20 protein-coding genes are annotated in these 18,553 nt (G+C 60.1%); all 20 read left to right on the top strand.

Going from position 1 to position 18,553, the window contains the following annotated elements:
• Positions 1 to 31 precede the first annotated feature (31 nt).
• The 20 genes from rpmH to PSEEN_RS25630 all read left to right on the top strand — a co-directional run bounded on the left by rpmH (position 32) and on the right by PSEEN_RS25630 (position 18,552).
• On the top strand, positions 32 to 166 hold the full coding sequence (rpmH, locus tag PSEEN_RS26455) for a 50S ribosomal protein L34 (RefSeq protein ID WP_003253163.1): 135 nt from the start codon (positions 32 to 34) through the stop codon (positions 164 to 166).
• 13 nt (positions 167 to 179) lie between these two features.
• Positions 180 to 581, top strand: a complete 402-nt coding sequence (gene rnpA, locus PSEEN_RS26450) for a ribonuclease P protein component (protein WP_011536515.1) — start codon at positions 180 to 182, stop codon at positions 579 to 581.
• A complete protein-coding gene (gene yidD, locus PSEEN_RS26445) occupies positions 574 to 819 on the top strand; it encodes a membrane protein insertion efficiency factor YidD (protein ID WP_011536514.1) in 246 nt (81 codons plus the stop codon). Before rnpA ends, yidD begins: the two co-directional genes overlap by 8 nt.
• A gap of 2 nt (positions 820 to 821) precedes the next feature.
• Positions 822 to 2,507 carry a membrane protein insertase YidC gene (yidC, locus tag PSEEN_RS25710; protein ID WP_011536513.1) on the top strand — a complete coding sequence of 562 codons (1,686 nt, stop codon included), beginning with the start codon at positions 822 to 824 and terminating at the stop codon, positions 2,505 to 2,507.
• A gap of 87 nt (positions 2,508 to 2,594) precedes the next feature.
• Entirely contained in the window at positions 2,595 to 3,965 is a 1,371-nt protein-coding gene (gene mnmE / locus PSEEN_RS25705) for a tRNA uridine-5-carboxymethylaminomethyl(34) synthesis GTPase MnmE (RefSeq protein ID WP_011536512.1), read from the top strand.
• A gap of 566 nt (positions 3,966 to 4,531) precedes the next feature.
• Positions 4,532 to 6,424, top strand: a complete 1,893-nt coding sequence (gene mnmG, locus PSEEN_RS25700; protein ID WP_011536511.1) for a tRNA uridine-5-carboxymethylaminomethyl(34) synthesis enzyme MnmG — start codon at positions 4,532 to 4,534, stop codon at positions 6,422 to 6,424.
• Positions 6,421 to 7,071 (top strand): 16S rRNA (guanine(527)-N(7))-methyltransferase RsmG, encoded by a 651-nt coding sequence (rsmG, locus tag PSEEN_RS25695; RefSeq protein WP_011536510.1) that lies wholly within the window; start codon positions 6,421 to 6,423, stop codon positions 7,069 to 7,071. Before mnmG ends, rsmG begins: the two co-directional genes overlap by 4 nt.
• A gap of 18 nt (positions 7,072 to 7,089) precedes the next feature.
• Positions 7,090 to 7,881: a ParA family protein gene (locus PSEEN_RS25690; RefSeq protein ID WP_011536509.1), complete on the top strand. Its 792-nt coding sequence runs from the start codon at positions 7,090 to 7,092 to the stop codon at positions 7,879 to 7,881.
• Between the two features lie 9 nt (positions 7,882 to 7,890).
• Positions 7,891 to 8,763: a ParB/RepB/Spo0J family partition protein gene (locus PSEEN_RS25685; protein ID WP_011536508.1), complete on the top strand. Its 873-nt coding sequence runs from the start codon at positions 7,891 to 7,893 to the stop codon at positions 8,761 to 8,763.
• 149 nt (positions 8,764 to 8,912) lie between these two features.
• The gene (locus PSEEN_RS25680) at positions 8,913 to 9,320 is read left to right on the top strand and encodes a F0F1 ATP synthase subunit I (RefSeq protein ID WP_011536507.1); all 408 of its coding nucleotides are present in this window, start codon (positions 8,913 to 8,915) and stop codon (positions 9,318 to 9,320) included.
• A 16-nt stretch (positions 9,321 to 9,336) separates the two neighbouring features.
• A complete protein-coding gene (gene atpB / locus PSEEN_RS25675) occupies positions 9,337 to 10,206 on the top strand; it encodes a F0F1 ATP synthase subunit A (protein ID WP_011536506.1) in 870 nt (289 codons plus the stop codon).
• A 143-nt stretch (positions 10,207 to 10,349) separates the two neighbouring features.
• Positions 10,350 to 10,607, top strand: coding sequence for a F0F1 ATP synthase subunit C (gene atpE / locus PSEEN_RS25670; protein WP_003097235.1), 258 nt, complete (start codon positions 10,350 to 10,352; stop codon positions 10,605 to 10,607).
• Between the two features lie 57 nt (positions 10,608 to 10,664).
• On the top strand, positions 10,665 to 11,135 hold the full coding sequence (locus PSEEN_RS25665; RefSeq protein WP_011536505.1) for a F0F1 ATP synthase subunit B: 471 nt from the start codon (positions 10,665 to 10,667) through the stop codon (positions 11,133 to 11,135).
• Between the two features lie 12 nt (positions 11,136 to 11,147).
• Complete coding sequence (locus PSEEN_RS25660; RefSeq protein WP_011536504.1) at positions 11,148 to 11,684, top strand: F0F1 ATP synthase subunit delta; 537 nt, start codon at positions 11,148 to 11,150, stop codon at positions 11,682 to 11,684.
• A 21-nt stretch (positions 11,685 to 11,705) separates the two neighbouring features.
• Complete coding sequence (gene atpA, locus PSEEN_RS25655; RefSeq protein ID WP_011536503.1) at positions 11,706 to 13,250, top strand: F0F1 ATP synthase subunit alpha; 1,545 nt, start codon at positions 11,706 to 11,708, stop codon at positions 13,248 to 13,250.
• Between the two features lie 48 nt (positions 13,251 to 13,298).
• On the top strand, positions 13,299 to 14,159 hold the full coding sequence (gene atpG / locus PSEEN_RS25650) for a F0F1 ATP synthase subunit gamma (protein WP_011536502.1): 861 nt from the start codon (positions 13,299 to 13,301) through the stop codon (positions 14,157 to 14,159).
• A gap of 27 nt (positions 14,160 to 14,186) precedes the next feature.
• On the top strand, positions 14,187 to 15,563 hold the full coding sequence (atpD, locus tag PSEEN_RS25645; RefSeq protein ID WP_011536501.1) for a F0F1 ATP synthase subunit beta: 1,377 nt from the start codon (positions 14,187 to 14,189) through the stop codon (positions 15,561 to 15,563).
• A gap of 44 nt (positions 15,564 to 15,607) precedes the next feature.
• Positions 15,608 to 16,027: a F0F1 ATP synthase subunit epsilon gene (locus PSEEN_RS25640; RefSeq protein ID WP_011536500.1), complete on the top strand. Its 420-nt coding sequence runs from the start codon at positions 15,608 to 15,610 to the stop codon at positions 16,025 to 16,027.
• Between the two features lie 122 nt (positions 16,028 to 16,149).
• A complete protein-coding gene (gene glmU / locus PSEEN_RS25635; RefSeq protein WP_011536499.1) occupies positions 16,150 to 17,517 on the top strand; it encodes a bifunctional UDP-N-acetylglucosamine diphosphorylase/glucosamine-1-phosphate N-acetyltransferase GlmU in 1,368 nt (455 codons plus the stop codon).
• 258 nt (positions 17,518 to 17,775) lie between these two features.
• Positions 17,776 to 18,552 (top strand): DeoR/GlpR family DNA-binding transcription regulator, encoded by a 777-nt coding sequence (locus PSEEN_RS25630; RefSeq protein WP_011536498.1) that lies wholly within the window; start codon positions 17,776 to 17,778, stop codon positions 18,550 to 18,552.
• The last annotated feature ends 1 nt before the right edge of the window (position 18,553 follow it).

Below are 18,553 nucleotides of genomic sequence, written 5' to 3'. Positions count from 1 at the left end.
GCCCGTTGTCGACCAACCCAGGTAACACGCCATGAAACGTACTTTCCAACCAAGCACCATCAAGCGCGCCCGCACCCACGGTTTCCGTGCCCGTATGGCTACCAAGAACGGCCGTGCTGTTCTGTCGCGTCGCCGTGCCAAAGGCCGTAAGCGTCTGGCCATTTGATTTTTCGGCACAGGTGGTGAGTCAGGACTTCAGTCGGGACAAGCGACTGCTTACACCCCGGCACTTCAAAGCGGTCTTCGACTCCCCAACCGGCAAGGTTCCAGGGAAAAACCTGCTTATCCTTGCCCGCGAAAACGGCCTCGATCATCCACGCCTCGGCCTGGTGATCGGCAAGAAGAGCGTCAAGCTCGCCGTTCAACGCAATCGCCTGAAACGCCTGATGCGTGATTCGTTCCGCCTCAACCAGCAAATGCTGGCAGGGCTGGATATCGTGATCGTCGCGCGCAAGGGGTTGGGCGAAGTGGAAAACCCAGAATTGCACCAACACTTTGGCAAGCTCTGGAAGCGACTGGTCCGCAGTCGGCCCTCTCCAGCGGTCGCCGATTCCGCAGGGGTAGACAGTCACAATGCGTAAACTGGCCCTCGTTCCGATCCAGTTCTACCGTTATGCCATCAGTCCACTGATGGCCAGTCACTGTCGTTTCTATCCCAGCTGTTCCTGTTACGCCTATGAAGCCATCGAAAACCATGGCCTCTTGCGTGGTGGGTGGCTGGCCGTTCGTCGCCTGGGGCGTTGTCATCCGTGGAACGACGGCGGTTTCGATCCCGTTCCACCTGCTCCTTCCTCCCGAACTTCTTCGATAGCCGAGTAATCATGGATATTAAACGCACGATCCTGATCGTCGCCCTGGCAATCGTGTCCTACGTCATGGTCCTCAAGTGGAACCAGGACTACGGCCAGGCTGCCCTGCCGACTCAGAATACTGCTGCCAGCACTGCCAACGCGTCCTTGCCGGACAGCGTGCCCGCCGGCAACAACGGCGCGAACGCTGATTTGCCGAGCGTCAATGCGCAAAACGGCACCACCGGCCTGGCTCCGGCGCCAGTTGCGGTCAGCAAGGACCTGATTCAGGTCAAGACCGATGTCCTGAACCTGGCTATCGACCCGGTTGGCGGTGATATCGTCCAACTGACACTGCCCAAGTTCCCGCGTCGCCAGGACCACCCCGAGATTCCGTTCCAGCTGTTCGACAACGGCGGCGAGCGTGTCTACCTGGCACAGAGCGGCCTGATCGGCACCGACGGCCCGGACCGCGCCAGCGGCCGACCGCTGTACGCCACCGAACAGAAGAGCTACCAGCTGGCCGATGGCCAGGACCAACTGGTCGTCGACCTCAAGTTCAGCGAGAACGGCGTCAACTACATCAAGCGCTTCAGCTTGAAGCGCGGCGAGTACGACCTGACCGTCAGCTACCTGATCGACAACCAGAGCGCCCAGGCCTGGAGCGGCAACATGTTTGCCCAGCTCAAGCGTGACGCCAGCTCCGATCCGTCGTCGAGCACCGCCACCGGCACCGCGACCTACCTGGGCGCTGCCCTGTGGACTGCTTCCGAGCCGTACAAGAAAGTGTCGATGAAGGACATGGACAAGGGCGGCCTGCAGGAAAACGTGGCTGGCGGCTGGGTCGCCTGGCTGCAGCACTACTTCGTGACCGCCTGGATCCCGAGCAAGTCGGACAACAATGCCGTCCAGACCCGCAAGGACAGCCAGGGCAACTACATCATCGGCTACACCGGCCCTGCGCTTAACGTCCCTGCCGGCGGCAAGGTCGAAACCAGCGCCATGCTGTACGCCGGCCCGAAGATCCAGTCCAAGCTCAAGGAGTTGTCCCCAGGCCTGGAACTGACCGTCGACTACGGCTTCCTGTGGTTCATTGCCCAGCCGATCTTCTGGCTGCTGCAACATATCCACAGCCTGCTGGGCAACTGGGGCTGGTCGATCATCGTCCTGACCATGCTCATCAAGGGTCTGTTCTTCCCACTGTCGGCCGCCAGCTACCGTTCGATGGCGCGCATGCGTGCCGTGGCGCCGAAACTGGCCCAGCTCAAGGAACGCTTCGGTGACGATCGCCAGAAGATGTCCCAGGCGATGATGGAGCTGTACAAGAAAGAGAAGATCAACCCGCTGGGCGGCTGCCTGCCGATCCTGGTGCAGATGCCGGTGTTCCTGGCCCTGTACTGGGTACTGCTGGAAAGCGTCGAGATGCGCCAGGCCCCATGGATGCTGTGGATCACCGACCTGTCGATCAAGGATCCTTTCTTCATCCTGCCGATCATCATGGGCGCCACCATGTTCATCCAGCAGCGCCTGAACCCGACGCCGCCGGATCCGATGCAGGCGAAGGTCATGAAAATGATGCCGATCATCTTCACCTTCTTCTTCCTGTGGTTCCCGGCCGGTCTGGTGCTGTACTGGGTTGTGAACAACTGCCTGTCGATCGCACAGCAGTGGTACATCACTCGCAGCATCGAGGCAGCCACCAAGAAAGCTGCCGCTTGACGGGCAACCCGGTTTGCCTGTGAATAAAAACGCCCCCTAGTGGGGCGTTTTTGCTATCTGACGAATTCGTTGTAGAGGCTTTCGAGCATGAACACTGTGCGTGAAACCATCGCCGCCATCGCCACCGCCCAGGGCCGCGGCGGGGTCGGCATCGTCCGCTTGTCCGGGCCGCTGGCCAGCCAGGCCGGGCAGGCCATCACCGGCCGCACGCTGACACCGCGGCACGCCCATTACGGCCCGTTCCGTGACGCCGATGGCCTGGTCCTGGACGAAGGCATCGCCTTGTTCTTCCCTGGGCCGAACTCGTTCACCGGTGAAGATGTACTGGAATTGCAGGGCCATGGCGGCCCTGTGGTGATGGACATGCTGCTGCAGCGTTGCCTGCAGTTGGGCTGCCGCCTGGCACGGCCTGGCGAGTTCAGCGAACGTGCGTTCCTCAACGACAAGCTCGATCTGGCCCAGGCCGAAGCCATTGCCGACCTGATCGAAGCCAGTTCCACCCAGGCCGCCCGCAACGCCCTGCGTTCGCTGCAGGGGGCCTTCTCCAAGCGCGTGCATGGGCTGACCGAGGCGCTGATTGCCTTGCGTATCTACGTCGAGGCAGCGATCGACTTCCCTGAAGAGGAAATCGACTTCCTCGCGGACGGCCATGTGTTGCGCATGCTCGATGATGTGCGCAGCGAGTTGTCCACAGTGCAGCGCGAAGCCGGGCAAGGTGCCCTGTTGCGCGATGGCATGACCGTGGTCATCGCCGGCCGTCCGAATGCCGGTAAATCCAGCCTGCTCAACCAGCTGGCCGGGCGCGAGGCAGCCATCGTTACCGATATCGCCGGCACCACCCGGGATGTCTTGCGTGAACATATCCACATTGATGGCATGCCGCTGCATGTGGTGGACACCGCAGGCTTGCGTGACACCGACGATCATGTGGAAAAGATCGGGGTGGAAAGGGCGCTCAAGGCCATCGGCGAGGCAGATCGTGTGCTGCTGGTCGTCGACTCGACCGCTCCGGAGGCCAGTGACCCCTTTGCCCTTTGGCCGGAGTTCCTTGATCAGCGGCCAGATGTGGCAAAAGTCACGCTCATCCGTAACAAGGCCGACTTGAGCGGTGAACACGTCGGCATGGAGCAGAGTGACGATGGGCACGTGACGATTACCCTGAGTGCCCGCGAAGACGACATGGGGCTGGATCTGCTGCGCGATCACCTCAAGGCTTGCATGGGTTATGAACAGACGGCGGAAAGCAGCTTCAGCGCCCGTCGTCGGCACCTGGAGGCGCTGCGTCAGGCCAGTGCGCACCTGGAGCATGGTCGGGCACAACTGACCCTGGCGGGTGCCGGAGAGCTGCTGGCGGAGGATCTTCGCCAGGCACAGCAGGCGTTGGGAGAGATCACCGGAGCGTTCAGTTCTGATGACCTGCTTGGCAGAATTTTCTCGAGCTTCTGCATCGGTAAGTAGCCCGCAGCTGCGCAATATCGAGGCCGCTCCTGACTGGAGCGGCTTTTTTTTGCCTGTGATTTACAGGTCATCGCCTCGCATGGCACCGGCGTAGCCGGTGATCGCGGGTAAACCCGCTCCTACAAGGTTTCACGCTTCCTGTACGAGGGATCCTTTTCATCAACAGGTGCAAGCAGCGGCTCAGGAACTCTGTGGAAAACTCGCCATCAGCTCCGTTGATAACTGACCTTTTTTTCTGAGGACAAACCAGCCTGTGGGTAAGCGATACTTTAATCCACAGGTTACACGCCGTTATCCAGAACCCTCAGACCCACTACGCCACAGGGTTATGATTCCAGAAAAGCCTTACTGATACTGGGCTTAAGAGACTTATCCACATGTGGATAGGTGCCTAAACATAAACATAAAAACAAAGCTTTTATAAATTTTTCCTCTTTGTTTACTTTTGCCTGCCACTCATCCACAGCCTGGTCAAATTTTGCTCAGAAGGTTCCTTTGAAGGGGGGGAAGTCCCTATACTTGTCCGCTTACCTTCTCTATTCGCAAAAACAGGCACGAGGTGCGTGGTGGATTTCCCTTCCCGTTTTGAAGTGATCGTCATCGGCGGCGGCCATGCCGGTACCGAGGCTGCGCTTGCGTCCGCACGCATGGGTGTAAAAACCTTGCTGCTGACCCATAACGTGGAAACCCTCGGTCACATGAGCTGCAACCCGGCTATCGGTGGCATCGGCAAGAGCCACCTGGTCAAGGAGATCGATGCGCTCGGCGGCGCCATGGCGCTGGCCACCGACATGAGCGGCATCCAGTTCCGCGTTCTGAACAACCGCAAGGGCCCGGCCGTGCGCGCCACCCGTGCACAGGCCGACCGCGCCATCTACAAGGCGGTGGTGCGTGAGATCCTGGAAAACCAGCCGAACCTGTGGATATTCCAGCAGTCGTGCGACGACCTGATCGTCGAGCAGGACCAGGTCAAGGGCGTGGTCACGCAAATGGGCCTGCGCTTCTTCGCCGACTCGGTGGTGTTGACCAGCGGTACCTTCCTCGGTGGACTTATCCACATCGGCCTGCAGAACTACTCCGGTGGCCGCGCCGGCGATCCGCCCGCCAATGCCCTGGCCCAGCGCATGCGTGAACTGCCGCTGCGCGTCGGCCGGCTGAAAACCGGCACCCCGCCGCGTATCGATGGTCGTTCGGTGGACTTCTCGGTGATGACCGAGCAACCGGGCGACACGCCGATCCCGGTGATGTCGTTCATGGGCAACGCCGCAATGCACCCGCGCCAGGTGAGCTGCTGGATCACCCACACCAACGCCCGCACCCACGAGATCATCGCCTCGAACCTCGACCGTTCGCCGATGTACTCGGGCGTCATCGAAGGCATCGGCCCGCGCTACTGCCCCTCGATCGAGGACAAGATCCATCGCTTCGCCGACAAGGAAAGCCACCAGGTGTTCATCGAGCCAGAAGGCCTGACCACCCATGAGCTGTACCCCAACGGCATTTCGACTTCGCTGCCGTTCGACGTGCAACTGGAGATCGTGCGCTCGATCCGCGGCATGGAAAACGCCCACATCGTGCGCCCGGGCTATGCCATCGAGTACGACTACTTCGACCCCCGCGACCTGAAGTACAGCCTCGAGACCAAAGTCATCGGCGGTCTGTTCTTCGCTGGCCAGATCAACGGCACCACCGGTTACGAAGAGGCCGGCGCCCAGGGCCTGCTGGCTGGAACCAACGCCGCGCTGCGTGCGCAGGGCCGCGAAAGCTGGTGCCCGCGTCGTGACGAGGCCTACATCGGTGTGCTGGTCGATGACCTGATCACCCTGGGCACCCAAGAGCCCTACCGGATGTTCACTTCGCGTGCCGAATACCGTTTGATCCTGCGCGAGGACAATGCCGACCTGCGCCTGACCGAAAAAGGCCGCGAGCTGGGCCTGATCGACGACGCGCGCTGGGCGGCCTTCTGCGCCAAGCGCGAAGGTATCGAACGTGAAGAGCAGCGCCTGAAGAGCACCTGGGTTCGCCCGGGCACGCCACAAGGCCAGGCCGTTGTGGATAAGTTCGGCACCCCGTTGGCGCATGAATACAGCCTGCTGAACCTGCTTGCCCGCCCAGAAGTCGACTACGCTGGGCTGATCGAGGCCACGGGGGGCGAGGTCATCGACCCACAGGTCGCCGAGCAGGTCGAGATCAAGACCAAGTACGCCGGTTACATCGACCGTCAGCAGGAAGAGATCGCCCGCCTGCGCGCCAGCGAAGACACGCGCCTGCCTGTGGATATCGACTACACCACGATTTCCGGCCTGTCCAAGGAGATCCAGGGCAAGCTCGAGCAGACCCGTCCAGAAACCCTGGGCCAGGCTTCGCGCATTCCGGGCGTTACCCCGGCGGCGATTTCCCTGTTGCTGATTCACTTGAAAAAACGCGGCGCAGGCCGCGAATTGGAGCAAAGCGCTTGAGTTCCCTGGTCACCCCGCAACACGCTGAAGAGTTGTCCACAGGCGCGCGCCAGCTCGGTGTCGAGCTGAGCGCGCAGCAGCACGAACTGCTGCTGGGTTACCTGGCCCTGTTGATCAAATGGAACAAGGCCTACAACCTGACCGCGGTGCGCGACCCGGACGAGATGGTCTCGCGCCACCTGCTCGATAGCCTGAGTGTCATGCCGTTTATCCACAATGACACCCAACGCTGGCTGGATGTGGGCAGCGGCGGCGGCATGCCGGGCATCCCGCTGGCGATCCTGCATCCGCACAAGCAGGTGACCGTGCTCGACAGCAACGGCAAGAAGACCCGTTTCCTGACGCAAGTGAAGATGGAACTGAAACTGGACAACCTCACGGTTATCCACAGCCGGGTGGAAGAGGTCCAGCCCGAGCAGCCGTTCTGCGGGATCATCTCCCGCGCCTTCAGCAGCATGGAGAATTTCACCAACTGGACCCGCCACCTGGGTGACAGCCGCACGCAATGGCTTGCAATGAAGGGGCTGCATCCTGCCGATGAACTGGTAGCATTGCCCGCAGACTTCACAGTGGAAAGCGAGCAGGCCCTGACCGTTCCAGGTTGCCAGGGCCAGCGCCATCTGCTGATACTGCGCCGCAAGGCATGACTGGGAACACACGCAACAATGGCTAAGGTATTCGCAATCGCGAACCAGAAAGGTGGTGTGGGCAAGACCACCACCTGCATCAATCTCGCCGCATCGCTGGCCGCGACCAAGCGTCGCGTGCTGCTGATCGACCTCGATCCACAGGGCAACGCCACCATGGGCAGCGGTGTGGATAAACACGAGCTCGAGCACTCGGTGTACGACCTGCTCATCGGGGAATGCGACCTGGCCCAGGCCATGCACTATTCCGAGCACGGCGGTTACCAGCTGTTGCCGGCCAACCGCGACCTGACTGCCGCGGAAGTGGTCCTGCTGGAAATGCAGATGAAGGAGAGCCGCCTGCGCAACGCGCTGGCGCCGATCCGCGAGAACTACGACTACATCCTCATCGACTGCCCGCCGTCGCTGTCGATGCTGACGCTCAACGCCCTGGTCGCCTCCGATGGCGTGATCATCCCCATGCAGTGCGAGTACTACGCGCTGGAAGGTCTCAGCGACCTTGTGGATAACATCAAGCGCATCGCCGCCCGGTTGAACCCGGAGCTGAAGATCGAAGGCCTGCTGCGGACCATGTACGATCCGCGCCTGAGCCTGAACAACGATGTATCGGCCCAGCTCAAGGAACACTTCGGTGACCAGCTGTACGACACGGTGATCCCGCGCAACATTCGCCTGGCCGAGGCGCCGAGCTTCGGCATGCCGGCCCTGGCCTACGACAAGCAATCCCGTGGCGCGCTCGCCTACCTGGCGCTGGCCGGGGAACTGGTGCGCCGCCAGCGCCGTCCATCACGCATTGCACAAACAACTTAAGGAATCCGCATGGCCATCAAGAAACGCGGTCTCGGACGTGGGTTGGATGCACTGCTCAGTGGTCCTTCCGTCAGCGCGCTCGAGGCGCAGGCTGTCAAGATCGACCAGAAAGAACTGCAACAGCTGCCGGTCGAGCTGATCCAGCGCGGCAAGTACCAGCCGCGCCGCGACATGGATCCCGAGGCGCTGGAAGAACTGGCGCACTCGATCCGCACCCACGGCGTCATGCAACCGATCGTGGTGCGCCCGATCGGCGACAACCGCTACGAGATCATCGCCGGTGAGCGCCGCTGGCGCGCCACGCAGCAGGCCGGCCTGGACACTGTCCCGGCCATGGTCCGCGAAGTGCCCGACGAAGCCGCCATCGCCATGGCTCTGATCGAGAACATCCAGCGCGAGGACCTCAACCCGCTGGAAGAGGCGCTCGCCCTGCAGCGCCTGCAGCAAGAGTTCGAGCTCACGCAACAGCAAGTGGCCGACGCGGTCGGCAAGTCGCGGGTGACCGTGGCCAACCTGCTGCGCCTGATCTCGCTGCCCGAGGCAATCAAGACCATGCTCGCCCACGGCGACCTGGAGATGGGCCACGCCCGCGCCTTGCTCGGCCTCGAGGAAGATCGCCAGGAAGAAGGGGCGCGTCATGTTGTCGCACGTGGCCTCACCGTGCGCCAAACCGAGGCACTGGTGCGTCAGTGGCTCAATGGCAAGCCTGAGCCGGTCGAAGCGAGCAAACCTGATCCGGATATCGCGCGCCTCGAACAGCGTCTGGCAGAGCGCCTGGGCTCGGCGGTGCAAATTCGCCATGGCAACAAGGGCAAGGGCCAGTTGGTTATTCGCTACAACTCGCTTGACGAGTTGCAAGGCGTGCTTGCTCACATCCGCTGAAACAATTCCCGTTGTAGCGCGCAGTCGGAAATCACTACCGAAGAGTTGAATAGGGGTTAATCCACCCCTATACTCTGCGCGCATTTTGTCGGCACAAATTATGCCAAGTCATTGCTGACTAGGCGGTCGACTTTCGAGGAGCAGTTGTGATGGAAATCCGCACGCCAAACCGCCTGCCTTTCCATCGCTGGGCGGTTTTTCCGGTACTGCTGGCTCAATTTGTCGTGCTGCTGCTGGCAACGTTGGTGTTGTGGCAGTGGAAAGGGGTGGTCAGTGGATATTCAGGTCTCTGCGGAGGGCTGATTGCCTGGCTGCCCAATGTGTATTTCGCCTGGAAGGCTTTTCGCTTCAGCGGAGCCCGGGCGGCGCAGGCCATCGTCAAGTCGTTCTACGCGGGCGAGGCAGGCAAGATGATTTTGACGGCAGTGCTGTTTGCACTGACCTTCGCAGGAGTGAAGCCATTGGCGCCGTTGGCAGTATTCGGCGTCTTCGTGCTGACCCTTTTGGTCAGCTGGTTCGCGCCCCTGCTGATGAATAAAAGACTTTCGAGACCTTAGGGCGTTTGAGGCAACCATGGCAGCAGAAACCGCTTCGGGCTATATCCAGCACCACTTGCAGAACCTGACCTACGGTCAACTACCAGACGGCAGCTGGGGCTTCGCCCATTCGGCTGCGGAAGCCAAGGCAATGGGCTTCTGGGCGTTCCACGTGGACACGCTCGGCTGGTCGCTGGCAATGGGCCTTCTTTTCATCTGGCTGTTCCGCATGGCGGCCAAGCGTGCGACCACTGGCGTTCCTGGAGGTCTGCAGAATTTTGTCGAGGTTTTGGTCCAGTTCGTCGACAGCAGTGTCAAGGACACGTTCCACGGGCGTAACCCTCTGATTGCCCCGCTGGCATTGACCATCTTCGCCTGGGTGTTCCTGATGAACTCCATCGACTTGGTTCCGGTCGACTGGATTCCACAGATTGCGATGGCGATTTCGGGTGATGAGCACCTGTTCTTCCGCGCCGTACCAACCACCGACCCGAACGCCACACTGGCGATGTCGCTGTCGGTCTTTGCCCTGATCATCATCTACAGCATCAAAGTCAAAGGCCTGGGTGGTTTCCTTGGCGAGCTGACCTTGCACCCGTTTTCCAGCAAGAACATCGTTTTGCAGATCATTCTGATTCCGGTCAACTTCCTGCTCGAATTCGTGACGCTGATCGCCAAACCGTTCTCTCTGGCGCTTCGTCTGTTCGGTAACATGTATGCAGGTGAGCTGGTCTTCATCCTGATTGCAGTCATGTTCGGTGCTGGCCTGCTTTGGCTGAGCGGCATCGCTGTTGTGCTGCAGTGGGCATGGGCGCTGATCCACATCTTCATCATCACCCTGCAAGCCTTCATCTTCATGATGCTGACCATCGTCTACCTGTCGATGGCTCATGAAGATAACCATTAAGACCGCCTGGCGTGTCTGATAGCCTTCCCCGCCTGTCCGGGGGGAGGGCTTAAAAAGTCCGCAAGGGCAGCTGTACCAAACGATTTGTTTTACCGCTTCAAACTAAAAACCTAACCAATACGACGTAAAAGTCGGGAGGAAAGATGGAAACTGTAGTTGGTCTGACCGCTATCGCTGTTGCTCTGCTGATCGGCCTGGGTGCTCTGGGTACCGCCATTGGTTTCGGCCTGCTGGGCGGCAAGTTCCTGGAAGGCGCTGCTCGTCAACCAGAAATGGTTCCGATGCTGCAGGTCAAAATGTTCATCGTTGCCGGTCTGCTCGACGCCGTCACCATGATCGGTGTTGGTATCGCTCTGTTCTTCACCTTCGCGAACCCCTTCGTTGGTCAGATCGCCGGCTAATCACTCGTTCTTACGAGTTGATTGGTGTGATGGACAAAGACCGAGCGAGGTGTTGGCGTGAACATTAATGCAACCCTGATTGGCCAATCCGTTGCTTTTCTGATTTTTGTACTCTTCTGCATGAAGTACGTATGGCCTCCGGTCATCACTGCCCTGCAAGAGCGCCAAAAGAAGATTGCCGACGGCTTGGACGCTGCCAACCGCGCAGCTCGCGACCTGGAGCTGGCCCAAGAAAAAGTGGGTCAGCAACTGCGTGAAGCGAAGGCACAGGCAGCCGAAATCATTGAGCAAAGCAAGAAACGCGCTGCTCAGCTTGTCGACGAAGCCCGTGAACAGGCTCGCGTCGAAGCTGACCGTGTGAAGGCTCAGGCTCAAGCCGAGATCGAACAGGAACTGAACAGCGTCAAAGACGCCCTGCGTGCCCAAGTGGGTGCCCTGGCCGTTGGCGGTGCTGAAAAGATCCTTGGCGCCACAATCGATCAAAACGCGCATGCGGAGCTGGTTAACAAACTGGCCGCTGAAATTTAAGCGAGGGCGATCATGGCAGAACTGACCACGTTGGCCCGACCTTACGCTAAGGCGGCCTTCGAGCACGCCCAGGCCCATCAGCAACTGGCCAATTGGTCAGCCATGCTCGGCCTGGCTGCTGCGGTGTCGGAAGACGGCACCATGCAGCGCCTGCTCAAGGCCCCGCAACTGACTAGCGCAGAAAAGGCCGCCGCATTCATTGAAGTGTGCGGTGACAAGTTTGACGCCCAGGCACAGAATTTCATTCATGTTGCCGCGGAAAACGACCGTCTCCTGCTTCTGCCGGAGATTTCGGCTCTGTTCGACCTGTACAAGGCCGAGCAAGAGAAATCCGTGGACGTGGAAGTCACCAGTGCTTTTGCGTTGAACCAAGAACAGCAAGACAAACTCGCCAAGGTTCTCAGTGCACGGTTAGGCCAGGAAGTGCGCCTGCACGCGTCGGAGGATGCCAGCCTGATCGGCGGCGTCGTCATCCGCGCCGGCGACCTGGTAATCGATGGCTCGGTTCGCGGCAAGATCGCGAAACTGGCCGAAGCATTGAAATCTTGAGTTTGAAGGGGCAGCAGAGCAATGCAGCAACTCAATCCTTCCGAAATTAGTGAAATCATCAAGGGCCGCATCGAGAAACTCGATGTCAGCTCCCAAGCCCGTAACGAAGGTACCGTCGTAAGCGTTTCCGACGGTATCGTACGGATCCACGGTCTGGCCGACGTCATGTACGGCGAAATGATCGAGTTCCCGGGCAGCGTCTTCGGTATGGCACTGAACCTGGAGCAAGACTCCGTGGGTGCAGTTGTCCTGGGCGACTACACCTCGCTCGCCGAAGGCATGTCGGCCAAGTGCACCGGCCGCATCCTGGAAGTTCCGGTTGGTAAGGAACTGCTGGGTCGCGTCGTCGACGCACTGGGCAACCCGATCGACGGCAAAGGTCCGCTGAACAACACCGAGACCGACGCGGTCGAGAAAGTTGCTCCAGGCGTGATCTGGCGTAAGTCGGTAGACCAGCCTGTACAGACTGGCTACAAGTCGGTCGACGCCATGATCCCGGTTGGCCGTGGCCAGCGCGAGCTGATCATCGGTGACCGTCAGATCGGTAAGACCGCCATGGCGGTCGACGCGATCATCAACCAGAAAAACAGCGGCATCTTCTGCGTCTACGTGGCCGTCGGCCAGAAGCAGTCGACCATCGCCAACGTTGTTCGCAAGCTGGAAGAAGCCGGCGCCCTGGCCAACACCATCGTTGTTGCCGCCAGCGCCTCGGAATCCGCCGCACTGCAGTTCCTGGCCCCATACGCCGGCTGCACCATGGGCGAGTTCTTCCGTGACCGCGGTGAAGACGCCCTGATCGTTTACGATGACCTGTCCAAGCAGGCCGTTGCCTACCGTCAGATCTCCCTGCTGCTGCGCCGTCCACCAGGACGTGAAGCGTACCCAGGCGACGTGTTCTATCTCCACTCCCGTCTGCTGGAGCGTGCATCGCGCGTTTCCGAAGAGTACGTCGAGAAGTTCACCAACGGTGCCGTAACTGGCAAGACTGGCTCGCTGACCGCTCTGCCGATCATCGAAACCCAGGCTGGCGACGTTTCCGCGTTCGTTCCGACCAACGTGATCTCGATCACCGACGGTCAGATCTTCCTGGAATCGGCCATGTTCAACGCAGGCATCCGTCCTGCCGTTAACGCCGGTGTATCGGTATCCCGTGTTGGTGGTGCCGCCCAGACCAAGATCATCAAGAAGCTGTCCGGTGGTATCCGTACCGCTCTGGCTCAGTACCGTGAACTGGCGGCATTCGCCCAGTTCGCTTCTGACCTGGACGAGGCTACCCGCAAGCAGCTGGAGCATGGTCAGCGCGTTACCGAGCTGATGAAGCAGAAGCAGTACGCGCCAATGTCGATCGCCGACATGGCCCTGTCGCTGTACGCCGCTGAGCGTGGTTTCCTGACCGACGTAGAAGTCGCCAAGGTCGGTAGCTTCGAGCAAGCTCTGATCGCCTACTTCAACCGTGATCACGCCGAACTGATGGCGAAGATCAACGTGAAGGGTGACTTCAACGACGAAATCGACGCTGGCATGAAAGCCGGTATCGAGAAGTTCAAGGCCACCCAGACCTGGTAAGCCGCAGCGGGGGCTCCGGCCCCCGCTTGCTAACCTGATAGGTGATACATGGCAGGCGCAAAAGAGATTCGCAGTAAGATTGCGAGCATCAAAAGCACGCAAAAAATTACCAGCGCCATGGAGAAAGTGGCGGTCAGCAAAATGCGCAAGGCACAAATGCGCATGGCTGCTAGCCGTCCTTACGCGGAGCGTATCCGCCAGGTGATCGGTCATCTGGCCAACGCCAACCCGGAATACCGCCACCCGTTCATGATCGAGCGCCCTGTAAAGCGCGCTGGTTATATCGTGGTGAGCAGTGACCGTGGTCTGTGCGGTGGCTTGAATACCAACCTGTTCAAGGCCCTGGTCAAGGACATGAACGAAAACCGCGAACAGGGCGTGGAAATCGACCTGTGCGTGATCGGTAGCAAGGGTGCGACTTTCTTCCGCATCTTTGGCGGCAACGTCGTAGCCGCGATCAGCCACCTGGGCGAAGAGCCATCGATCAACGATCTGATCGGCTCCGTCAAAGTGATGCTGGACGCCTACCTGGACGGCCGTATCGATCGCCTTTCGGTGGTTTCGAACAAGTTCATCAACACCATGACCCAAAAACCGACGGTCGAGCAATTGGTACCGTTGGTGGCAACCCCGGATCAGGATCTCAAGCATCACTGGGACTACCTGTACGAACCCGACGCAAAAGAGCTGCTGGACGGCTTGATGGTGCGTTACGTGGAGTCGCAGGTGTACCAGGCGGTGGTCGAGAACAACGCTGCTGAACAAGCGGCCCGGATGATCGCCATGAAGAACGCCACAGACAACGCCGGTGATTTGATCAGCGAACTCCAGCTGATCTACAACAAGGCGCGTCAGGCTGCGATCACCCAGGAGATCTCGGAAATCGTCGGCGGCGCTGCCGCGGTTTAACGGTTCAAATATTCAGAGGATCCAGCTATGAGTAGCGGACGTATCGTTCAAATCATCGGCGCCGTCATCGACGTGGAATTCCCACGTGATGCCGTGCCGAGTGTTTACAACGCGCTGAAAGTACAAGGCGCGGAAACCACCCTCGAAGTTCAGCAGCAGCTGGGCGACGGCGTGGTTCGTACCATTGCGATGGGCTCGACCGAAGGTCTGAAGCGCGGTCTGGATGTTGTCGACACCAAGGCTGCCATCTCGGTACCTGTCGGTAAGGCAACCCTGGGTCGTATCATGGACGTCCTGGGCAACCCGATCGACGAAGCTGGCCCGATCGGTGAAGAAGAGCGTCGCGGTATCCACCGTAAAGCGCCTTCCTTCGCTGAACAGGCAGGCGGCAACGACCTGCTGGAAACCGGCATCAAGGTTATCGACCTGGTCTGCCCGTTCGCCAAGGGTGGTAAGGTTGGTCTGTTCGGTGGCGCCGGTGTCGGCAAGACCGTAAACATGATGGAACTGATCCGTAACATCGCAATCGAGCACAGCGGTTACTCCGTGTTCGCCGGTGTGGGTGAGCGTACTCGTGAGGGTAACGACTTCTACCACGAGATGAAGGACTCCAACGTTCTCGACAAGGTAGCGCTGGTCTACGGTCAGATGAACGAGCCACCAGGAAACCGTCTGCGCGTAGCGCTGACCGGCCTGACCATGGCTGAAAAGTTCCGTGACGAAGGTAACGACGTTCTGCTGTTCGTCGACAACATCTATCGTTACACCCTGGCCGGTACCGAAGTATCCGCACTGCTGGGCCGTATGCCTTCGGCAGTAGGTTACCAGCCGACCCTGGCTGAAGAGATGGGCGTTCTGCAAGAGCGCATCACTTCGACCAAGGAAGGCTCGATCACCTCGATCCAGGCCGTATACGTACCTGCGGACGACCTGACCGACCCGTCGCCAGCCACCACCTTCGCCCACCTGGACGCCACCGTCGTTCTGTCCCGTGACATCGCCTCCCTGGGTATCTACCCAGCGGTCGATCCACTGGACTCGACTTCGCGCCAGCTGGACCCGAACGTGATCGGCAACGAGCACTACGAAACCGCCCGCCAGGTTCAGTATGTTCTGCAGCGCTACAAAGAGCTGAAAGACATCATCGCGATCCTGGGTATGGACGAGCTGTCCGAGACCGACAAGCAACTGGTTGCCCGCGCTCGTAAGATCCAGCGCTTCCTGTCGCAGCCGTTCTTCGTGGCCGAAGTCTTCACCGGCTCGCCAGGTAAGTACGTTTCGCTCAAGGACACCATCGCTGGCTTCAGCGGTATCCTCAAAGGTGACTACGACCACCTGCCAGAACAAGCGTTCTACATGGTCGGCAGCATCGACGAAGCGATCGAGAAAGCCAAGAAACTGTAATCCCGGCGCCCCGCAAGGGGCGCTTTTCAGGTTGAGGCAAGCAGATGGCTATGACAGTCCATTGCGATATCGTCAGCGCGGAAGGAGAGATCTTTTCCGGCCTGGTCGAGATGGTAGTAGCGCACGGCAACCTGGGCGATCTGGGTATCGCTCCAGGCCACGCGCCGCTGATCACCAATCTCAAGCCAGGTCCGATCACGCTGACCAAGCAAGGTGGCGATCGTGAGGTGTTCTACATCTCCGGTGGCTTCCTCGAAGTGCAGCCGAACATGGTCAAGGTTCTTGCCGACACCGTGCAGCGCGCTGCCGACCTGGACGAAGCTCAGGCTCAGGAAGCCCTCAAGGCTGCCGAGAACGCCCTGAACGCGAAAAGCTCGGACTTCGACTACGGCGCTGCCGCCGCACGTCTGGCCGAGGCTGCAGCTCAGTTGCGTACTGTCCAGCAATTGCGCAAAGGCAAGTAACCTGGCTTTGGCCGGTCACTTCCATTGCGATTGAGTTAAAGGGTAGCCTCGGCTACCCTTTTTCTTTTTCCGAGATTCCCTCTTCGGTCATATCCCTGACCGCCCAGGATTGGTAGCCAGTCATGTCCCTCGATATCGTCATTCTCGCCGCAGGCCAGGGCACCCGCATGCGTTCCGCATTGCCCAAGGTGCTGCACCCGGTCGCCGGCAACTCCATGCTCGGCCACGTTATCCACAGCGCGCGCCAGTTGCAGCCCCAAGGTATCCACGTGGTCATCGGCCATGGTGCCGAGCAGGTACGTGAGCGCCTGGCCGCTGAGGACCTGAACTTCGTCATGCAGGACAAGCAACTGGGTACTGGTCATGCCGTGGCCCAGGCGCTTCCGGCAATTACTGCCGACACCGTGCTGGTGCTGTACGGTGATGTGCCGTTGATCGAGGTGGAGACCTTGCAGCGACTGCTGGCCAAGGTCAGCGAGCAGCAATTGGGTCTGCTCACGGTAACGCTGCAGGACCCGACGGGTTACGGCCGCATCGTGCGTGACGCAGCGGGTAACGTGACCGCTATCGTCGAGCACAAGGATGCCAGCGAAGCACAGAAAGCGATCAAGGAAGGCAACACCGGTATTCTCGCCATGCCTGCGGCGCGCCTGGCCGACTGGATGGGCCGGCTGTCCAACAACAATGCCCAGGGCGAGTACTACCTCACCGACGTGATCGCCATGGCCGTTGCCGATGGCCTGGTGGTCGCCACCGAGCAACCCCACGATCCGATGGAAGTGCAGGGGGCGAACGACCGTCGCCAACTGTCCGAACTCGAGCGTCATTACCAGTTGCGTGAAGGCCGCCGCCTGATGGCTCAGGGCGTGACCCTGCGTGATCCGGCGCGTTTCGATGTGCGCGGTGAAGTGACCGTCGGCCGCGATGTGCTCATCGATATCAACGTGATTCTCGAAGGCAAGGTGGTCATCGAGGATGACGTGCAGATCGGCCCCAACTGTGTGATCAAGGACAGCACCCTGCGCAAGGGCGTGGTGATCAAGGCCAACAGCCATATCGAAGGCGCGGTGATGGGCGAAGGCAGCGACGCCGGCCCGTTCGCTCGTCTGCGTCCAGGCAGTGTACTGGAAGCCAAGGCGCATGTGGGTAACTTCGTCGAGCTGAAGAATGCGCACCTGGGCGAAGGCGCCAAAGCTGGCCACCTGACTTACCTGGGTGACGCCGAGATCGGCGCGCGCACCAACATTGGTGCCGGTACCATTACCTGCAACTACGATGGCGCCAACAAGTTCCGCACCGTGATGGGTGAGGATGTGTTCATCGGCTCCAACAACTCGCTGGTAGCGCCTGTGGAAATCCAGGCGGGCGCTACCACAGCGGCGGGTTCGACTATCACCCAGACGGTGGAAGCAGGGCAACTGGGCGTGGCGCGAGCTCGCCAACGCAATATCGAAGGCTGGAAGCGGCCGGAGAAGATCAAGAAGAGCTGATTATCCACAGCCCTTTCGATCGAAAGCCGACTTACGTGAGTAAGTCGGCTTTTTTATTGTTCGTGATGGCCTCTTCGCCGGCAAGGCCGGCTCCTACAGCTGGCGCTATACCTGTAGGAGCCGGCTTGCCGGCGAATGGGCCAGCGTACCGTCAGCCATTTATCCACAAGCTGCATTTTCTGATCAGCAGCCTTGACGAAGCCCCAAACTTAGGTTTTGATTGCAACCCATATCTTTCGAATCGAAACTTAAGCACCAATGTCGAAACGAAACACGCCCCAACGCCGCCGTAACATCCTGGCCTTGCTCAGCGAGCAGGGCGAGGTGAGTGTGGATGCGTTGGCCAAACGCTTCGAAACCTCGGAAGTGACCATCCGCAAGGATCTCGCGGCGCTCGAATCCCACGGCCTGCTGCTGCGCCGCTACGGTGGTGCGGTACCCGTCCCGCAAGAAATGCTGGGCGAGCCCGCGCAGCCCGTCTCGGTCTACAAGAAGGCCATCGCCCGGGCCGCCGTGGGCCGGATTCGCGAACATGCGCGCATCATCATCGACAGCGGCAGCACCACGGCGGCCATGATCCCGGAACTGGGCCGCCAGCCAGGCCTGGTGGTAATGACCAACTCACTGAACGTGGCCCGCGCCATCAGCGAACTCGAGCACGAGCCGGTGCTGCTGATGACCGGCGGTACCTGGGACCCGCATTCCGAATCGTTCCAGGGGCAGGTCGCCGAGCAGGTCCTGCGTTCCTACGATTTCGACCAGCTGTTCATCGGTGCCGATGGCATCGACCTCAACCGCGGTACCACCACCTTCAATGAACTGCTCGGCCTGAGCCGGGTCATGGCCGAGGTGGCCCGCGAGGTGATCGTGATGGTCGAGTCCGATAAGGTTGGGCGCAAGATTCCCAACCTCGAGCTGCCCTGGGGCAGCGTGCACACCCTTATTACAGACGAACGCCTGCCCGCAGCGGCGCGCGAACATATTCAAGCCCGCGGCATCAACCTGATCTGTGCCGCGATCAGCCAGGAGCAATAAC

It is taken from the genome of Pseudomonas entomophila L48 (genome assembly GCF_000026105.1).
GTDB classification, from domain to species: Bacteria; Pseudomonadota; Gammaproteobacteria; order Pseudomonadales; family Pseudomonadaceae; genus Aquipseudomonas; species Aquipseudomonas entomophila.
The sequence above is the reverse complement of the archived record's forward strand: the minus strand, read 5'-3'. Positions and strand labels throughout refer to the sequence as shown.